General features: G+C 72.1%; 12 protein-coding genes. 8 read left to right on the forward strand and 4 right to left on the reverse strand.

Translation table 11 applies throughout. The features are described 5' to 3' along the window. The first annotated feature begins 78 nt into the window (after window positions 1-78). From cglC to KYK13_RS26890, 7 genes are all read left to right on the forward strand, one after another. Window positions 79-585 carry an adventurous gliding motility lipoprotein CglC gene (gene cglC, locus KYK13_RS26860; RefSeq protein WP_223635094.1) on the forward strand — a complete coding sequence of 169 codons (507 nt, stop codon included), beginning with the start codon at window positions 79-81 and terminating at the stop codon, window positions 583-585. Window positions 586-687: 102 nt separating this feature from the next. After that, the gene (locus tag KYK13_RS26865; RefSeq protein WP_223635097.1) at window positions 688-2,115 is read left to right on the forward strand and encodes a VWA domain-containing protein; all 1,428 of its coding nucleotides are present in this window, start codon (window positions 688-690) and stop codon (window positions 2,113-2,115) included. Window positions 2,116-2,285: 170 nt separating this feature from the next. Next, window positions 2,286-2,789, forward strand: coding sequence for a 5-(carboxyamino)imidazole ribonucleotide mutase (purE, locus tag KYK13_RS26870; RefSeq protein WP_223635099.1), 504 nt, complete (start codon window positions 2,286-2,288; stop codon window positions 2,787-2,789). Then, entirely contained in the window at window positions 2,786-3,928 is a 1,143-nt protein-coding gene (gene purK, locus KYK13_RS26875; RefSeq protein WP_223635101.1) for a 5-(carboxyamino)imidazole ribonucleotide synthase, read from the forward strand. The genes purE and purK overlap by 4 nt, the downstream gene beginning before the upstream one ends. Before the next feature lie 4 nt (window positions 3,929-3,932). Continuing rightward, the gene (gene ybaK, locus KYK13_RS26880; RefSeq protein ID WP_223635103.1) at window positions 3,933-4,409 is read left to right on the forward strand and encodes a Cys-tRNA(Pro) deacylase; all 477 of its coding nucleotides are present in this window, start codon (window positions 3,933-3,935) and stop codon (window positions 4,407-4,409) included. Window positions 4,410-4,489: 80 nt separating this feature from the next. After that, entirely contained in the window at window positions 4,490-5,710 is a 1,221-nt protein-coding gene (locus KYK13_RS26885) for a hypothetical protein (RefSeq protein ID WP_223635105.1), read from the forward strand. Between the two features lie 139 nt (window positions 5,711-5,849). Then, window positions 5,850-7,619 (forward strand): bifunctional diguanylate cyclase/phosphodiesterase, encoded by a 1,770-nt coding sequence (locus KYK13_RS26890; RefSeq protein WP_223635107.1) that lies wholly within the window; start codon window positions 5,850-5,852, stop codon window positions 7,617-7,619. A 34-nt stretch (window positions 7,620-7,653) separates the two neighbouring features. Here the strand turns inward: KYK13_RS26890 and KYK13_RS26895 are convergent, their stop codons facing one another. The 4 genes from KYK13_RS26895 to KYK13_RS26910 form a co-directional block, all read right to left on the reverse strand. Beyond that, window positions 7,654-9,315 (reverse strand): hypothetical protein, encoded by a 1,662-nt coding sequence (locus KYK13_RS26895; protein WP_223635109.1) that lies wholly within the window; start codon window positions 9,313-9,315, stop codon window positions 7,654-7,656. A 36-nt stretch (window positions 9,316-9,351) separates the two neighbouring features. Further along, on the reverse strand, window positions 9,352-11,688 hold the full coding sequence (locus KYK13_RS26900; RefSeq protein ID WP_223635111.1) for an alkaline phosphatase PhoX: 2,337 nt from the start codon (window positions 11,686-11,688) through the stop codon (window positions 9,352-9,354). Between the two features lie 167 nt (window positions 11,689-11,855). After that, entirely contained in the window at window positions 11,856-12,407 is a 552-nt protein-coding gene (locus KYK13_RS26905; RefSeq protein WP_223635114.1) for a DUF192 domain-containing protein, read from the reverse strand. Then, on the reverse strand, window positions 12,404-12,805 hold the full coding sequence (locus KYK13_RS26910; RefSeq protein WP_043321926.1) for a TIGR02266 family protein: 402 nt from the start codon (window positions 12,803-12,805) through the stop codon (window positions 12,404-12,406). The genes KYK13_RS26905 and KYK13_RS26910 overlap by 4 nt, the downstream gene beginning before the upstream one ends. A 25-nt stretch (window positions 12,806-12,830) precedes the next feature. Between KYK13_RS26910 and KYK13_RS26915 the strand changes: the two genes are divergently transcribed. Continuing rightward, a complete protein-coding gene (locus tag KYK13_RS26915; RefSeq protein ID WP_223635117.1) occupies window positions 12,831-15,194 on the forward strand; it encodes a hypothetical protein in 2,364 nt (787 codons plus the stop codon). Window positions 15,195-15,249 lie beyond the last annotated feature (55 nt).

Here is a 15,249-nt window from a genome sequence, read left to right on the forward strand (position 1 = left end):
TGTGCTACCGTTTCCGGGTTCCGGGCGCCGTCATCCCCCACGCGCGCCCTGTCTCCATCCTTCCTAGAGGTCTCAAAGATGTTCGTGCGATCCGCGCTCTTCCTGTCCGCCGTCCTGATGCTGGGTGGCTGCGACGTCAAAACCGAGCTGGGCAAGCCGTGCACCCTGGTGCGCAAGGCCACGGCCCAGGAGAAGGCGGAGCAGGGCCGCGAGGTGGTGGAGGTGAAGGAGAAGGACATCGCCGCGGATCAGGACTTCATCTCCTTCGGTTCGCTGGAGTGCGAGGACCTCATCTGCGTGCGCGACGACCAGAGCCCCCGCAGCGAGGATCCGGAGGCGCCGGCCCTGGGCTACTGCAGCAAGGAGTGCGTGCAGGGCACGACGACGGGCTGCGATATCACCCGCACCGTGGATGACGTGGAGAAGGGGCTCAAGGAGCGCATGACGTGCCGCCCCCTGCTCCTGGACCAGGACACGCTGGATGCCATCAAGGTCGCCGACGAGAGCTTCTACCGGCGCACCTTCGGCGAGAACAACTCGCCCTACTTCTGCGCGGGCGCCACGCCGGCGGCCCAGGGCAACTGAACGGCGCACTGAACAGTCGCCTCGCGCGAAAGGGTTAGACCTTTTCGCGCACCCCGTACGTAAAGGCAGGGCCCGCGTTTCAAACGCCTTTGGAGCCCTGCCATGAATCGTACGGTCCTGTTCCTCGCCCTGGCTGGTGGCCTGGCCCTCACCGCGCTGGTGCTGGGCATGCCCCACGGGGACATGTTCCCCCCCACACGAACCGGCGTCGTCGTGCCCTCCCCGCTGCCCACCCCGGCGCAGGGGACGCGCGCGTCCTCCGGCAGCCTCCAGGTGACGAGCCGGCTGTCGCATCCGTACGTGCCGGTGGGGCCGTCCGAGACGTACGTGACGGTGGACCTCACCGGCGCGGAGGTGCCCGGGGCGAAGAGGAGCCCGGTGAACCTGGCGGTGGTCATCGACCGGTCCGGGTCCATGAGCGGCTACAAGCTCCAGCAGGCGAAGCAGGCCGCGCGGCACCTGGTGTCGCTGCTGCGCGACGAGGACCGGCTGGCCATCGTGCACTACGGCAGCGACGTGAAGAGCCTGCCGTCCCTGCCGGCCACCGGGGCCAACCGCGAGCGGATGCTCCAGTTCATCGACGGCATCTGGGATGACGGTGGCACCAACATCAGCGCGGGCCTGTCCGTGGGCCGCGCGCAGCTGGCCTCCGCCATGGGCGCGGCGACCCCGGTGAACCGCCTCATCCTGATGAGCGACGGCCAGCCCACCGAGGGCGTGTCCGACGAGGAGGGGCTGAAGAACGTGGTGAAGGAGATCCGCGCGTCCGGCATCACGGTGAGCTCCATTGGCGTGGGCACGGACTTCAACGAGAACCTGATGCAGGCCTTCGCGGAGTACGGCGCCGGCGCGTACGGCTTCCTCGAGGACGCGAGCAAGCTGTCCACCCTCTTCCAGCGCGACCTGCAGCAGGCCACCACCGCGGTGGCGCGCAACGTGGAGCTGTCCTTCGACCTGCCCCCGGGCACGACGCTGGATGAGGTACTGGGCTACCGCTACCACCAGGCCGGCAACACGGTGCGCGTGGCGCTGCCGGACTTCTCCGCGGGCCAGGTGGAGCGCGTGGTGGCGCGCCTCCACGTGACGGGGACCGCTCCGGGCCAGTCCGTGCAGGTGGCGGGGCTGATGGTCGCGTACACGGACCTGCTGGTGCAGAAGGACGTGGAGGACCAGTCCCTGCTGGCCGCGGTGGCCACGGACGTGCAGGAGGAGGTCGTCCGGCGCCAGGACAAGGAGGCCACGGTGTACGCGGCCCGGGCCCGCAGCGCGCAGAACCTCCAGAAGGCCGCGGAGGCCATGAGCCAGGGCAACCGTGCCGAGGCGAAGGGCTACCTCTCCCAGAACCAGGCCCTCTTCATGGAGGCGAGCGCGGTGGCGGGCGCGGCGGCGGTGGCGGCGGATCAGGAGGAGCAGTCCCGCACGATGCAGGAATACGACGCCGCGCAGACCGACGAGGCCCTGAAGGCCGCGACGAAGGCCACCAAGGTGAAGGCGCTCAAGAGCTTCGGGCGCATGGGCTCGACGTACTGAAGGCCCGAAGCCCGGGAGCAACGTGCGAGGGGGCGGCGCCCGGCCCCCTGCCTGCCTGTCGCCGCGACGTCACATCTTCGCGGTTGACCTGCGGAATCGCGTGGCCCTATCTCCGCGTTCTTCCAGGCTTCACCCCCTGGAAGCAGGGCGCACTGGAGGCGCGGAACAGCATGGCGGCGAGCGCGAGCACCCCGTGGGTCGGGGTCATCATGGGCGGCAAGAGCGACCTGGAGCACCTGCAACCGGCGATCGACATCCTCGCCGAGCTGCGCATCCCGCACGAGGTGCGCGTCGTGTCCGCGCACCGCACGCCGGACTGGATGATGGAGTACGCGTCCAGCGCGGAGTCGCGCGGCCTGTCCGTCATCATCGCCGCGGCGGGCGGCGCGGCGCACCTGCCCGGCATGGTGTCCAGCAAGACGCTGCTGCCCGTGCTGGGCGTGCCCATGCCCACCACCGTGCTGTCCGGCTTCGACGCGCTGCTCTCCATCGTGCAGATGCCCAAGGGCGTGCCGGTGGGGACGCAGGCCATTGGCAAGCCCGGGGCCGCCAACGCGGCGCTGCACGCGGCGGCCATCCTGGCGCTGAAGTACCCGGAGCTGCGCGAGCGGCTGGCCGCATGGCGCAAGGCCCGCACGGATGAGGTGCTGGCGCAGCGCGAGGTGGCGGGATGAGCGGCCCCATGGTGCTTCCGGGCGGGACGCTGGGCATCCTGGGCGGCGGCCAGCTGGGGCGCATGATGGCGCTCGCGGCGCGCACGCTGGGCTACCAGGTGCAGGCGTTGGATCCGGACTCGGCGTGCCCGTCCCGCTCCGTGGTGGACCGCTGCCTCACCGCGTCCTTCTCCGACACGGCGGCGGCGGAGGACCTGGCGCGACAGTGCGACGTGGTGACGCTGGAGATTGAAAAGGTGTCGCTGTCCACGCTCAACGCGGTGGCCCGGCACGCGCCCATGCGGCCCGGCGCCTCCGTGCTGGAGGTGGTGCAGCACCGCGGCCGGCAGAAGGCCTGGCTCGCCAGGGGCGGCTTCCCGCTGGGCCCGTGGCGCGAGGCGAACTCGGAGGAGGCGCTGTCCCAGGCCATCACCGCGCTGGGCGGCAGGTGCTTCATCAAGTCCAGCGAGGGTGGCTACGACGGGCGCGGCCAGTACGAGGTGACGTCGGCCTCCGAGGCGGCCGTCGCGTGGAAGGAGCTGGGCGGGCGCTCCGTGGTGGTGGAGGCCGCGCTGGACCTGAAGGCGGAGCTGTCCGTGCTGGTGGCGCGGGGGCCGGATGGCCAGCTCGCGGTGTATCCGCCCGCGTTCAACCACCATGAGGAGCGCATCCTCGCGTGGTCGCTGCTCCCCGGCCCGCTGCCTCCGGCCGTGCTGACGCAGGCGTCGCAGGTGGCGCGCGACATCACCGACGGGCTGAAGGTGGAGGGCCTCCTGGTGGTGGAGATGTTCCTGTTGGGAGACGGGACGCTGCTCGTCAACGAGGTGGCGCCCCGGCCGCACAACAGCTTCCACTCGACGGAGGTGGCGTGCCTGACGAGCCAGTTCGAACAGGCCGTGCGCGCGGTGTGCAACCTGCCCCTGGGCTCCGTGGAGGTGGTGCGCCCCGCGGCCATCGTGAACCTGCTGGGCGACCTGTGGCTCCAGGAGGGCGGGCCCCGCTTCGCGCAGGCGCTGGCGCTGCCCGGCGTCCGGCTGCACCTGTACGGCAAGCGCGACGCGCGCAAGGGCCGCAAGATGGGCCACCTGTCCGCGGTGGGCAGCACGCCCGAGGACGCGCTCCAGCGGGTGAAGGCCGCCGCCACGGCCCTGGGGATGTAACGCCATGAAGACGAACGCCGCCCGGCTCCTGGACTCGCTCGGCATCGCGTACGCGCTGCGCGACTACGACGTGGATCCGGACGACCTGTCCGCGGAGACGGTGGCCGCGAAGGTGGGCATGCCGGCGGAGCAGGTCTTCAAGACGCTGGTGGCCAAGGGCGACCGCACCGGCGTGCTGATGGCGGTGGTGCCGGGCAACGCGGAGCTGGACTTGAAGGCCCTGGCGCGGCTGTCCGGCGACCGCAAGGTGGACACCGTTCCCCTCAAGGAGCTGCAGCCGCTCACCGGCTACATCCGGGGCGGCGTCACCGCGCTCGGGGGCAAGAAGGACTATCCCGTCTTCGTGGATGAGACGCTGGAGCTGTTCGACGCGGTGGCGGTGTCCGCGGGGGTGCGCGGGACGCAGCTCGTCCTCGCCCCGGCGGACTACCTCCGCGTGACGAAGGGCAGGACGGGACCCATTTCGCGGCCGAAGGCGTAGACCCTTTTCGCGCGCCGCGCGTTCAAAGGGACATTCCCGGCCCTTGGGGCCGTTCCCGGGGTGTCCCGATGAATGCCGCCGTGTTGCAATTCCATCACCGCGAAGCCTTCGAGCACACCGTCACGCGCGCGCTGGCGGCAGGCGCCGGGGCAGGGCTCGTGCAGTGGCTCGGCCTGCGCGCGGGCATGCCGGTGCCGCTGACGTGGCTGGTGCCCGCCGCGGTGGTGCTGGCCTGCGCGCGCGGCGACCGGTGGGACCGGGGCCTCTTGAGCGGCCTGGGGTTGGTGCTCGTCGCGCTGCCTTACGGGTTGGGCCTGTCGCCCGCGTGGACGGTGGCCACCAGCGGCGCGGCCGCCGGTGCGCTGCTGGTGCGCGCGCGCCTCAACGACCTGGGCGAGGAGGGACAGGTCGCGGAGGCCCGCCCCACCCTCGTGCACTACGGCCTGGGCGCCGTGCTGGGCGCGGGGCTCACGCTCGCGGGCGGCGTGGTGGCGAACATCCTGTCCGCGCGGCTGGCGTCCGTGGCCACGCCCACGTTGTTGGCGGCGGCGGTGGTGGGCGGCATCGTGGGGCTCTTCGTGGGGCTGGGCGCCATCGCCGCGCACCTGGGCCTGACGGCCGACCCGGTGGAGGCGCGCGCGGAGGAGTTGCTCCCGCAGCTCACCGGTGACTTCCACACGCTGTCCGAGCGCGCGCTGTCGCTCTATCGCCAGTGCGGGCAGTCGCTGGCGAAGCTGCCCCGGGAGCCCGCGCGCGAGGAGCTGGCCCGGACGCTGGCGCGGATCACCCAGGGCGCGGTGGAGCTCGCGTCCGAGTGGGCCGGCGTGGAAGCACAGCTGGAGGAGCGCGCCGCGGCGGAGTTGCAGGCGGAGCGCGACAGCCTGGAGCGCAGTGCTCGCGCGAGCACCGACGTGGTGGCGCGCCGGCAGCTGGAGGCCGCGGCGGCGTCGTTGGCCGAGGAGGTGGAACGGCTGGGGGACATGCGGCAGCGGCGCGAGCGCATCCTCGCGAGGCTGCGTGCGGAGGTGGCGCTGCTGGAGCGTGCGCGCGTGGCGCTGCTGTCGCTGCGCAGCGGCCAGGCGCAGCTGAAGGCGGCCGAGCTGGCCTCGCTGGCCCGCCGGTTCCGTGCCCTCTCGACCGCCCAGGGAGAGGAAGGCCAGGCGATGGACGCGGTCGCGGCTCAGGTCACCCTGACCCAGGTGGCGCCGGTGGAAATCGCCCCGGTGGCCCCGGTGGGTGGCGCTCCGACGGCCTCCGGGGGCGCCAAACTGCCGGAAATCCAGCGGATTCAGGGGGAATAGAACCTGGGGAGGCCCCCAGGACGCCCCCGCCCCGGGCCCGAGGCGGCCCCCGGGGGAAGCGTCCGTTTTCGATGTTGGCCCTGTCAGGTGGTCGGGGGGGACTGAAGCTTGCGCCAGAGCGCGGTACATTTCGGGGGTCATGAGCCTGCCCTCCCCCAGCACGCCCGCACCACCACCGCCCTGGCTATGGAACGGTGACGAGCCGAGGGTCGCCACCGTCTTCCAGCCCATCGTCGATCTGCTCAGCGGCGAGGTCCTTGGCCATGAGGTGCTGTCGCGAGGCCTGGGCCCGGTGGAGTCCCCCAACGAGTTGTTCAACCGCGCGCGGGTGGAGGGCTTCACCTTCGAGTTGGAGCGCGCGTGCTGGACCGCGGCGGTGCGCCGCATCGCCACGCTGCCGGAGGCGCAGCGGCGCGGGCCCTTCTTCTTCAACGTCAGCCCTGACGTGCTGAGCGACGAGCGCTTTGGCGGCGCGTCCACGCTGGAGCTGCTGCGTCAGCACGGCCTGAGCCCGCAGCAGCTGGTGCTGGAGATCACCGAGCGCAGCACGTTCGAGGACACGGAGCAGCTGCGCATGCTCGCGCGGCGGTACGCGGAGCAGGGCTTCGGCATCGCGCTGGACGACTTCGGCGCGGGGCACTCGGGGTTGGTGACGCTGGTGCACAGCGCGCCGGACTTCATCAAGCTGGACCAGGCGCTGGTGCGGGACATCCACCTGCACACGTACCGGCAGCACCTGGTGAAGTCGCTGGTGGCGTTCGCGCAGCGCGTGGACGCGATCCTCATCGCCGAGGGCGTGGAGACGTGGAACGAGCTGGCGGTGCTCTTGCGCCTGGGCATCCGGCACGCGCAGGGCTATCTGCTCGCGCGGCCCGTGAGCTCGCCGCAGCGGCCGGGCGCGGACTTCGCGGAGCGTTGCCGCGAGGCCATCCGTGCCCTGCACCACCGTGAGCACGAGGACGACGAGACGGTGGGCAGCATGATCATCCGTCCGCCGTGCGCGCCGGTGACGGCGCAGGCCGTGGAGCTCGACCGGCTCTTCCGCCGCACGCCGGGCGAGGACCACGTCGTGCTGCTGGACGGAGAGCAGCCGCGAGCGGTGGTGACGCGGCGGAGCTTCTACGCCCGGCTCGGGGGTGCCGCCGCCAGCACGGAGTCCGCGCTTCCGGAGGGTCCGCGCGAGGCCCCGATGGTGGTGGAGGACGCGACGGCCATCACGGCGCTGGCGCGCATGGCGATGCGCCGTCCGCCCGAGTCCGTCTACGACCCGGTGGTGGTGACGGACGCGCAGGGCCACTTCCTGGGCACGGTGACGATGAAGCAGCTCATCGCGCGGGCCTCGGACCTGGAGCAGCACGCGGCGACGGGCGCGCATCCGCTCACGGACCTGCCGGGAAGCCGGATGATCGAACGGTGGATCCGCGCCGCGCTCCAGGGCCGCGCGTTCACCATCATCTACGCGGACCTGGATCACTTCGAGGCGTACAACGACCGCTACGGGTTCCTCCAGGGTGACCGGGTGATCCGCCACACGGCGAGCATCCTGTCGGAGTGCCTGCACCTGCTGCCGGAGGGCTCGAACCTGGGCCACGTGGGCGGAGACGACTTCGTGCTCGTGTGTCCGGACGCGGTGGCGCCGGACGTGCTGCGCACGCTCTGCCAGCGCTTCGACGCGGAGAAGGTGCCGCTCTACGGTCCGGAGGACTTGCGGCGCGGCGGTGCCATGGCGGCGGGAGACAGGGTGCCGGTGACGCTCAGCCTCGCCGCGGTGGACCACCACGGCCTGTCCGCCCAGCCCCACCCCGCCGAGCTGTCCTCCGTCGCCGCGTCCCTGCGCAAGCGCGTGAAGGCCGTCTCCGCGCAGACGCAGACCAGCACGTTCCTGTTCCAGCCTGGCGCGGTGAAGTAGCCGGAGCGCGCCTCACGTCCCGGTGAAGCGCGCCCTACTCCCAGGCGAGGTGCAGCCGTCCGTCCTTGTAGAGGCGGTCCGTGGCCTCCAGCCCCGTGGAGCCGTTCTCCACGGCACGGTGCACGTTCGCGGGCGGTGACGGCAGCGTGTCCCGTCCCAGCGCGAACGCCTGCTCCCGGACCAGCGCCTGGTAGGCCTTGTCGAGTTGGAGCGCACGCTCCCGCGAGGGTGTCACCAGCCAGGCCAGGTCGCGGTCCCCACCGGGTGCCGCGCGCCGCACCGCGGGCAGGTCCAGCACGCCTCCTGGGAAGAAGCGATGGAGCAGCTCCTGGTTCGCGCGGAACTCATCGCCGCCCTGCACGCGCTCGAAGTACGTCGCCGTCTCCGGCGCGGTGTGCCCTGCCTGCGGCACGTCTGGCAGTCCTCGCAGGTCCTGCGGCCTCCAGCCCTCGCGCCCCGGCACCTTGCGCGGGAACGCGAAGGTCTGGTCCACCGTCACGCCCAGGTTCGTGTGGCAGCCCATGCAGTAGACGTGCTCCTCCAACGTCTGGAGGCGCAGCCGTCCCCTGGCGTCCTCGATGAAGCCCTGGAGGCGCCAGCCGAACTCGTTGATCAACCCCAGCTCCGGCGTACCCGGAAACGCGGGCAGCCGGCCCCGCGCCTTCTTCTCCTGCTCCTCCGCGTAGAAGCTCCGCACCCGGTCGTCCGCCGGCTCCTCGTCCTTGCGCGAATAGCGCAGCTCCTTCATCCGCGTGGACAGCAGCGAGGGCGCGTCCGGATCCACGTACCGCACCGTGTGCAGGAACTCCGTGCCCTTCGGGTACGTGTAGCGCCGCACCCGCACGTCCGCCGCGCTCCCCGCGTAGTGCGCGGGCAGGCCGTTCACGCGCTCCACGCTCGCGGACAGGACCCCGTCACCGTCCAGGTCCATGCCGCCCACGCGCTCGTCCACCGGTTCGACCCGGCGGCTCGCGCGCTTCACGTCCAGGAGGCCCGGATCCACCGTCATCGCGGCCTCCAGCACCGCGAGGTTGATGCGATACACCTCGCGCGACGGCTGTCCGCTCGCGTCCTTCCGGAAGGCCTCCGGGAGCCGGATGTAGACGTCGTCCGTGCTGCCGTTGGTGGGCCAGAACGTGCCCAGGAACGGCTTGTAGCGCACGGCCCGCCAGCCACTGCCGTCCCGCGCGAAGCCCTCCGCGTCGAAGCCCCGCGTCAGGTCCAGGTCCGGCACCCAGCCCTTGTAGCCGCCCGCTCGCCCCAGGAGCGCGGCGCGCAGCGGCGTGTAGTTGTCCTCACGGATGTACTCGAGCGCCTCGTCATCGGAGATGGACGCCATCTCGCGCGTCCGGTCCGTGAAGAGGTTCGTCCAGTGGTTCGTCAGGCCCACGTCGCTGAAGGCGTACTCCGCCTGGAGCGAGTCGTCGGCCATCACGTTGTTGCCCACGCCGCCCGTGTGACAGGTCCAGCATGGGTTCGAGACCCCGGCCGTCTTCGTGTAGCACATGGACGGGACCGGGGCTTCGCGGTTGGCCACGCGGCTGCCCGCCGCGAGGGCCTGCTCCAGCGGATCGAACGGCGGCGCCACCGCGGCGGGCGCGCGCAACCGCCACACGCCCGCCGCCGCGGCGAAGGCCCCCAACGTCAGGACGATGAAGACGGGGCCTCGCACCCCATCGAGCACGGATGAACGCATGCACAAGGCTCCGTCTTCGGGGACCGTCGGAACGGACTACGGCCAGACGCTGAAGTTGTCCTCGCCCGGGTGCTGGACGCTGACGAACAGGCTGGTCATGTCCGCGTTGAACGCAGGGCCCGTGGCCTCCGCGTCGCTCGGCATGGACAGCACGCGGAAGGCCTTGCGGAAGTACGGGCTGCCGCGGTGCGCGGGCGCCTGGTCCAGGTAGAAGATGCCGTCCGCGACCTTGTTGACGCCGAAGTTGCCGTCCGTGCCGAACCACACGCCGCCCTCGCGGTCGATGACCAGGTTGTCCGGCTTGGCCGCCGCGAACTCCGGCGCCGCGCTGGTGGCCGCCGCCTCGCCCTTCCACACGCGGAAGAAGTCGAAGGTGCGCGAGCCCGCGGGCGCCGCCGGATCCGCCTCACGGATGGCGAAGATGGAGCCCACCTTGTCCACCGCGCGGTTGTCCTGCGCGCCGCGCTCCTTCTTCACCCACGCGCCGTCCTTCAGCTCGGCGGTGGCCACCCGGCCCTGCTGATCCAACGCCGTGGGGTCGCCGTGCTCGGTGAAGGCCACGTAGAGCAGCGGCGTGCCGCTGGGGTCCTTCGGGTTCCACTCCGTGTCCTCGGGGCGGTTGAGCTCCATCACGCCCACCTTGTTCGCGGCCGTCCACAAGAGCTTGCGCACCTGGTCGTCGTTGGTGAAGCCGCCCATCGCGTTGTGGTTCACGTCGCGCAGCGCCGCGCCCACCTGGAGCGTCGGCTTCCCGAAGGCCTCGCCGTTCGGAGCCAGGTCCGTGCTGTCCAGGCCCAGTTGGATCCACCGGCCGTGGCCCGGCGCCGCGTCCGTGGGCACCACCCCGCCCACCAGCGTGTCGCCCGTCGCGTTGTCCAGGCCCGCGAAGTGCGCCGCGTAGAGCGTGCCCGCGTCCAGCAGCGCGCGCACCTGCGCCTTGGTCATCCCGGGCGTATACCTGCCCTGCGACACGAACTTGAAGATGCGCCCGCCGCGCCGGTCATCGCCGCCGTAGATGACGATGGGCTGGTTCGCGAGCAGCTTCCAGTTCGCGTCCACCACGAACGTGGCGTTCTCCCAGTGCGCGCGGCCCATCACGCCCAGCTTGCGGTGGCCCGCGCCCGGCTTCTCCGCGTCCTTGCCGTACCAGAGCTCCGGCGGCTGGCCCGGATCCACCTCCGTCAGGTAGCCGTAGCCGTCCTTCCGGTGCGCGGAGTTGCGGTCCCCGCTGATCATGTCGCCGTCCGCCGGGGCCGAGAAATCGGGCGCGAGCGGAGCGCCCGGCGCGAAGCCCGGGGCCGCCGGAATCCAGTCGTTCTTCCCCGTCCACAGCGCGGCCTCCGGATCGCCATAGACGCCCTGGACGTTCTCCTCGCCGACGATGACCGTGCCCCACGGCGTCTGGCCACCGGAGCAGTTGGAGTGCGTGCCGGGCACCACGCCCGCCGCGAGCGCCTCGCCGGAGTCGTCATGCTCCTCGCCGGAGAGCGTCACGCCCACCACCTTCGCCAGGGTGGCGCTGGAGGCGTCGTAGCGCACGTTGGCCGCGCTGCGGTCCACCGCCCAGCCGCCCGTCGCGGGGTCCTGCACCACGCGCATCCAGGTGCCGCCCACCTGCTTCTTCCACTCGCGGTTGTAGGAGGCGAGCGCGTCCGCCTGCCACGACGTGCCGTCCGCCACCGTGTTGGAGAGCGTGCCCGTGTTGCGCAGGAAGCGCGCGAAGTCCAGGTGCTGGCCAATGGGCGCCGTGTTCGCGCGCGGCTTCGTGCCGGAGATGTACTCGTGGTTGATCCACATCCAGCCGGCCGAGGCCTGCCCGTGGTACTGCGGCGCGCTGCCGTCCTGCGACCAGCCGTCACCGAAGAAGGCGATGTAGTCCACGTTCGCGCCGAAGCGCGCCGCGCCCTTGGTATAGGCCAGCGGATCCATCCACTTGATGACCGTGGTCGGATACAGGCCCGGCACCGAGCGCACCGTGTCCGTGGAGGCGGGCGACAGCGGGAACACCAGCGGCGAGGGCAGCTTCCCCGTGACGACCTGCTCCACGCGCGCCTTCACGTACTCCGGAACGTTGGTCGCGCCCGTGCCCAGGTCGCCCCGGAACGTCACCGCGATGACGGACGACAGCGGCGTGCCGGGCTCCACCCCCGGAGCGCGCGCCGTGGCGCCCGGCCCCGGCAGTCCCTGGGTGCCCGGGCCCGGAGCTCCGGGCTCACCCGCCGGCCCCTGCGCTCCGTCCTGGCCATTCTGGCCGTCCTGCCCCTTGGGCCCCTCCGCCCCCGCGGGACCTGAATCTCCCTCGCAACCCACCCACGTCGCGGTGCCAAGCAGGAGCATCGCGCCGGTGGCGCGGCTCAACAGACGAGAAGCCATGCGTACATCCTCCAGGAGCTGGCGCGCGCCCCGAACCGGGTGTCGGAGCGTTCACGCGCGGCGCGCATCCTGCGGAGGTGGCATGGCGTTGCCTTGAGCAGCGCGTCACTTCTTCATCACGGGCGGCCCCGGCGCGCGACAAACATGCGTCACCGGCCGCCGGTGTGTCACGGCGTGATGGGGATGGTGCTCACGCCCTCGAACTCGGCGGTGCCGCCGCGGACGACGCCGTTCTTCTGGCACCAGCCGCCCGGCACCTCCAGCACGTACTGGCTGGGGATGCCCACCGAGCGGTTCGTCAGCGTGCGCGGCTCCGCGTTCTCGATGATGCCCACGACGCGGCCCTCGGACGTGATGAACAGCATGTCCAGCGGGATGAGCGTGTTGCGCATCCAGAAGCCGCGCACCTCTTCATCCGGGAAGAGGAAGAGCATGCCCTGCCCGGCCGGCAGCGACTTGCGCCACATGAGCCCGCGCGTGCGCGACTCGGCCGTGGCGGCCACCTCCACCTCCAGGCGGTGCACCCCTCCGTAGGCGTCCTTCAGCCGCACGTGCGCGCGCGGCAGGGTCGGCATCACGTAGTCCTCCGCCGACACGTCCCTGGACCGGGGGCGCGCCGGAGCGGGCGCGGCGGGCTTCGGAGGCGCGGCGGGCGCTTCCTGACACGCGCCGCCCGCGAAGGCCAGCGCCGCCATGACGAACGTGAGGCGCGTCTTCATGGGTGCTGGGGATGCAGGGGCTTGTTGAGCAGCTTCTCGGTCAGCTCGGAGCCCAGGCTGTCGGACATGAGCCGCTCCACCAGTGTCTCGAAGTCCACGCGCTGGGACTCGCTGCTGTAGATGAAGCGGATGCCCATGCCGGGCTCCTCCGCGTCCGCCTTGGACCACACCACTTCGCCCAACAGCTCGAAGGGTGCCTCGCGGTGCGGCACCGTCAGCTTGAAGAGGAAGCGCGTGCCGATGGGCAGCGGCTTCTTCGTCTTGATGAACGTGCCGCCCTTGCTGATGTTCTTCGTGTAGTCGGCGAAGAACGAATTGAGCTTCTTGTAGTCGACCTTCAGCTCGATGGGCGCACGACCGTGGGTGCGCAGTTCGGATCCGCTCTTCTGTTCGGACATGCGGCCGGGGAGTATAGGGGACGCCATGCGGCAAGTCCTCTCCCGCGCCCGCGCACTGTTGGGCCGTCCAGCCGTCCTGGCCACCGTGCTGCTGCTCGGCGGCGGGGGGTCGGCGCTCGTCCTCCTCCCGCTCTTCGGGGTCCCCGGCTTCGAGCTGGGCCTGGCCCTGTCCATCGCCGTCGGCCTGCTCGGGGGTGGGACAGGCATCGCCGCCGCCGCCCAGGAGCGCCGCCTCCTCACCGGCGCCGCGCCCCGGCCCGCCGGGCTGGAAGCCTCCGCCCTGCCCGGAACCGCCGTGGGCCGGGCCCTGGGCGCCAGCGCCCTCCTGAACCTGGGGGTGCTGGCCCCCCCCTTCGTGTGCGCCCTGCTCTTCGCCCGGCTTCGCACCGCGTGCGACCCGTTCGAGCTGGCCGGCTTCTATCCCCTGCTGACCCTCCCCTCCGCCCTCATCGCCGCCGCGGCGGGTGTCCTCCTGGGCTTCGCGACGGCCCGGCCCCGGGGCGCTGCGGGGCTGTATGCCCTGCTCCTCCTGGCCTCCCTGGCGGTGACGGTGTGGCCCATCGTCTTCGGGCCCCAGGTGTTCGCCTTCAACGTCTTCCTCGGCCACCTGCCCGGTCCGCTGTACGACGAGGCGCTCCAGATGACGGCCGCGCTGGGCTGGTTCCGGCTGGAGACGCTCCTGGCGGTGGGCGTGTTCGCGGGGCTCGCCCTCGCGCTCCTGGACGTGCGCACCGGGCGCCTCTCGTTGAAGGGCGCGCGCCTGGGCGGCCTGCTGGGCCTGGCGCTCCCCTGTGTCCTGGGCATCCTCTGGATGGAGGGGCACGCCCCCCAGCTGGGCCTGCGGATGACGGACGCGTACCTCGCCGAACAATTGGGCGGCGTGCGGGAGACGGAGCACTTCATCCTGCACTACCCGCGCGGCAAGGCGCGCCAGGACGTGGACCGGATGGCCCGCGACCTGGAGTTCCGCTTCGCCCAGACGGCGGGCTTCCTGGGCGTGGCCCCCAGGGAGCGCGTGCGCGTGTGGCTCTACCGCTCCGAGGACGAGAAGCAGCGGCTGGTGGGCGCCGGCCGCACCCAGTTCGCCAAGCCCTGGCGCACGGAGCTGCACATCCAGGACAAGCCCTTCCCCCACTCCACGCTGCACCACGAGCTGGCGCACGTCATGGCGGGCCCCGCGGGCTCCGGCTTCTTCCGCGTCACCACCCGGCTGGGCGTGTGGCCGCTGATGGGCGTGATTGAAGGGCTCGCCGTGGCCGCGGACGACCCCGTGCAGGGCGAGCTCACCCTGCACCAGTGGGCCGCGGGCATGCGCCGGCAGGGGCTGGCCCCGGACATGCGCGACCTCATGGGGCCCAAGGGCTTCTACCAGTCCGCCCCGGCGCGCGCGTACACGGTGGCGGGCTCGTTCCTGCGCTACCTGGCGGACACCTACGGCGCGGACCGGCTGCGCGCCGTCTACGCGCACGCGGACTTCGAGGAGGCCTACGGCCGGCCCCTGAACGAGCTCGTCACGGAATGGGAGCGAATGCTGGACGCGCTGCCCCTGGACGCGTCCACGCTGGCGCGCGCCTTCGCCCGCTTCCGCACCGGCAGCCTCTTCTCCCGCGCCTGCGCCCGCGAGGTGGCCCGCCTGTCGGACTCCGCCCGCGACGCGCTCGCCAGCGACCCGCAGGACGCGCTCCAGCGCTACCAGCGCGCCGCCCGGCTCCAGCCGGAGGAGCCGTCCTTCCAGTTGGGCCAGGCCGTGGCCCTGGACGCCCTGGAGCGCGCGCCCGACGCGGCGAAGGTGCTGGCCGCGCTCGCGGAGCAGGTGAAGGACCGGCCCGCGCTCGCCGCGGAGGTGGCCGTGGCGCGCGCCGACGTGGCCCTCCACCTGGAGGACGTGGAGGGGGCCCGCGCCTTCCTCCGGGCCGCGCTCGCGCTGGACGCCGGCCCGGAGGTGACGCGCACCGCCCAGGTGAAGCTGGCCGCGCTGGAGAGCCCGTCGCGGCGCGCGCCCATCGAGGCGTACTTCCGCGCGCCCCAGGACGAGCTGCGGATGCTGCTGCTGGACCGGGCCCTGCTCACCTCGCCGCAGGACCCGTGGCTGCACTACCTGCTGGGGCGGCGGCTGCACCAGGTGGGGGCCCCGGCGCTCGCGGGCGAGCAGCTCCAGCGCGCCCTGGCGGACACCGCGCTCCCGGAGGCCATCCGCCGGGAGGCCACGCGGCTCAGGATCGAGGCCGCCTACCTGGCGGGCGACTGCGGCGCCGTGCGGCATGAGGTGGGCGCGCTTCCGGACTATGGGGCCGCCTTCCGCGCGGCGGCCTCCGAGTGGGAGGCCCGTTGTGACTTCGAGCAGACGGCCTTTCGCGGGCCCCTGGTGCCGCGTCAGGCTTTCCGCTAGACGCGGGCCCCTGCGGACTCAGTGATTCACGCATTGACGGAAAGGTGGATGGGGC

The sequence above is a fragment of the Corallococcus sp. EGB genome, assembly GCF_019968905.1.
Taxonomy (GTDB): domain Bacteria; phylum Myxococcota; class Myxococcia; order Myxococcales; family Myxococcaceae; genus Corallococcus.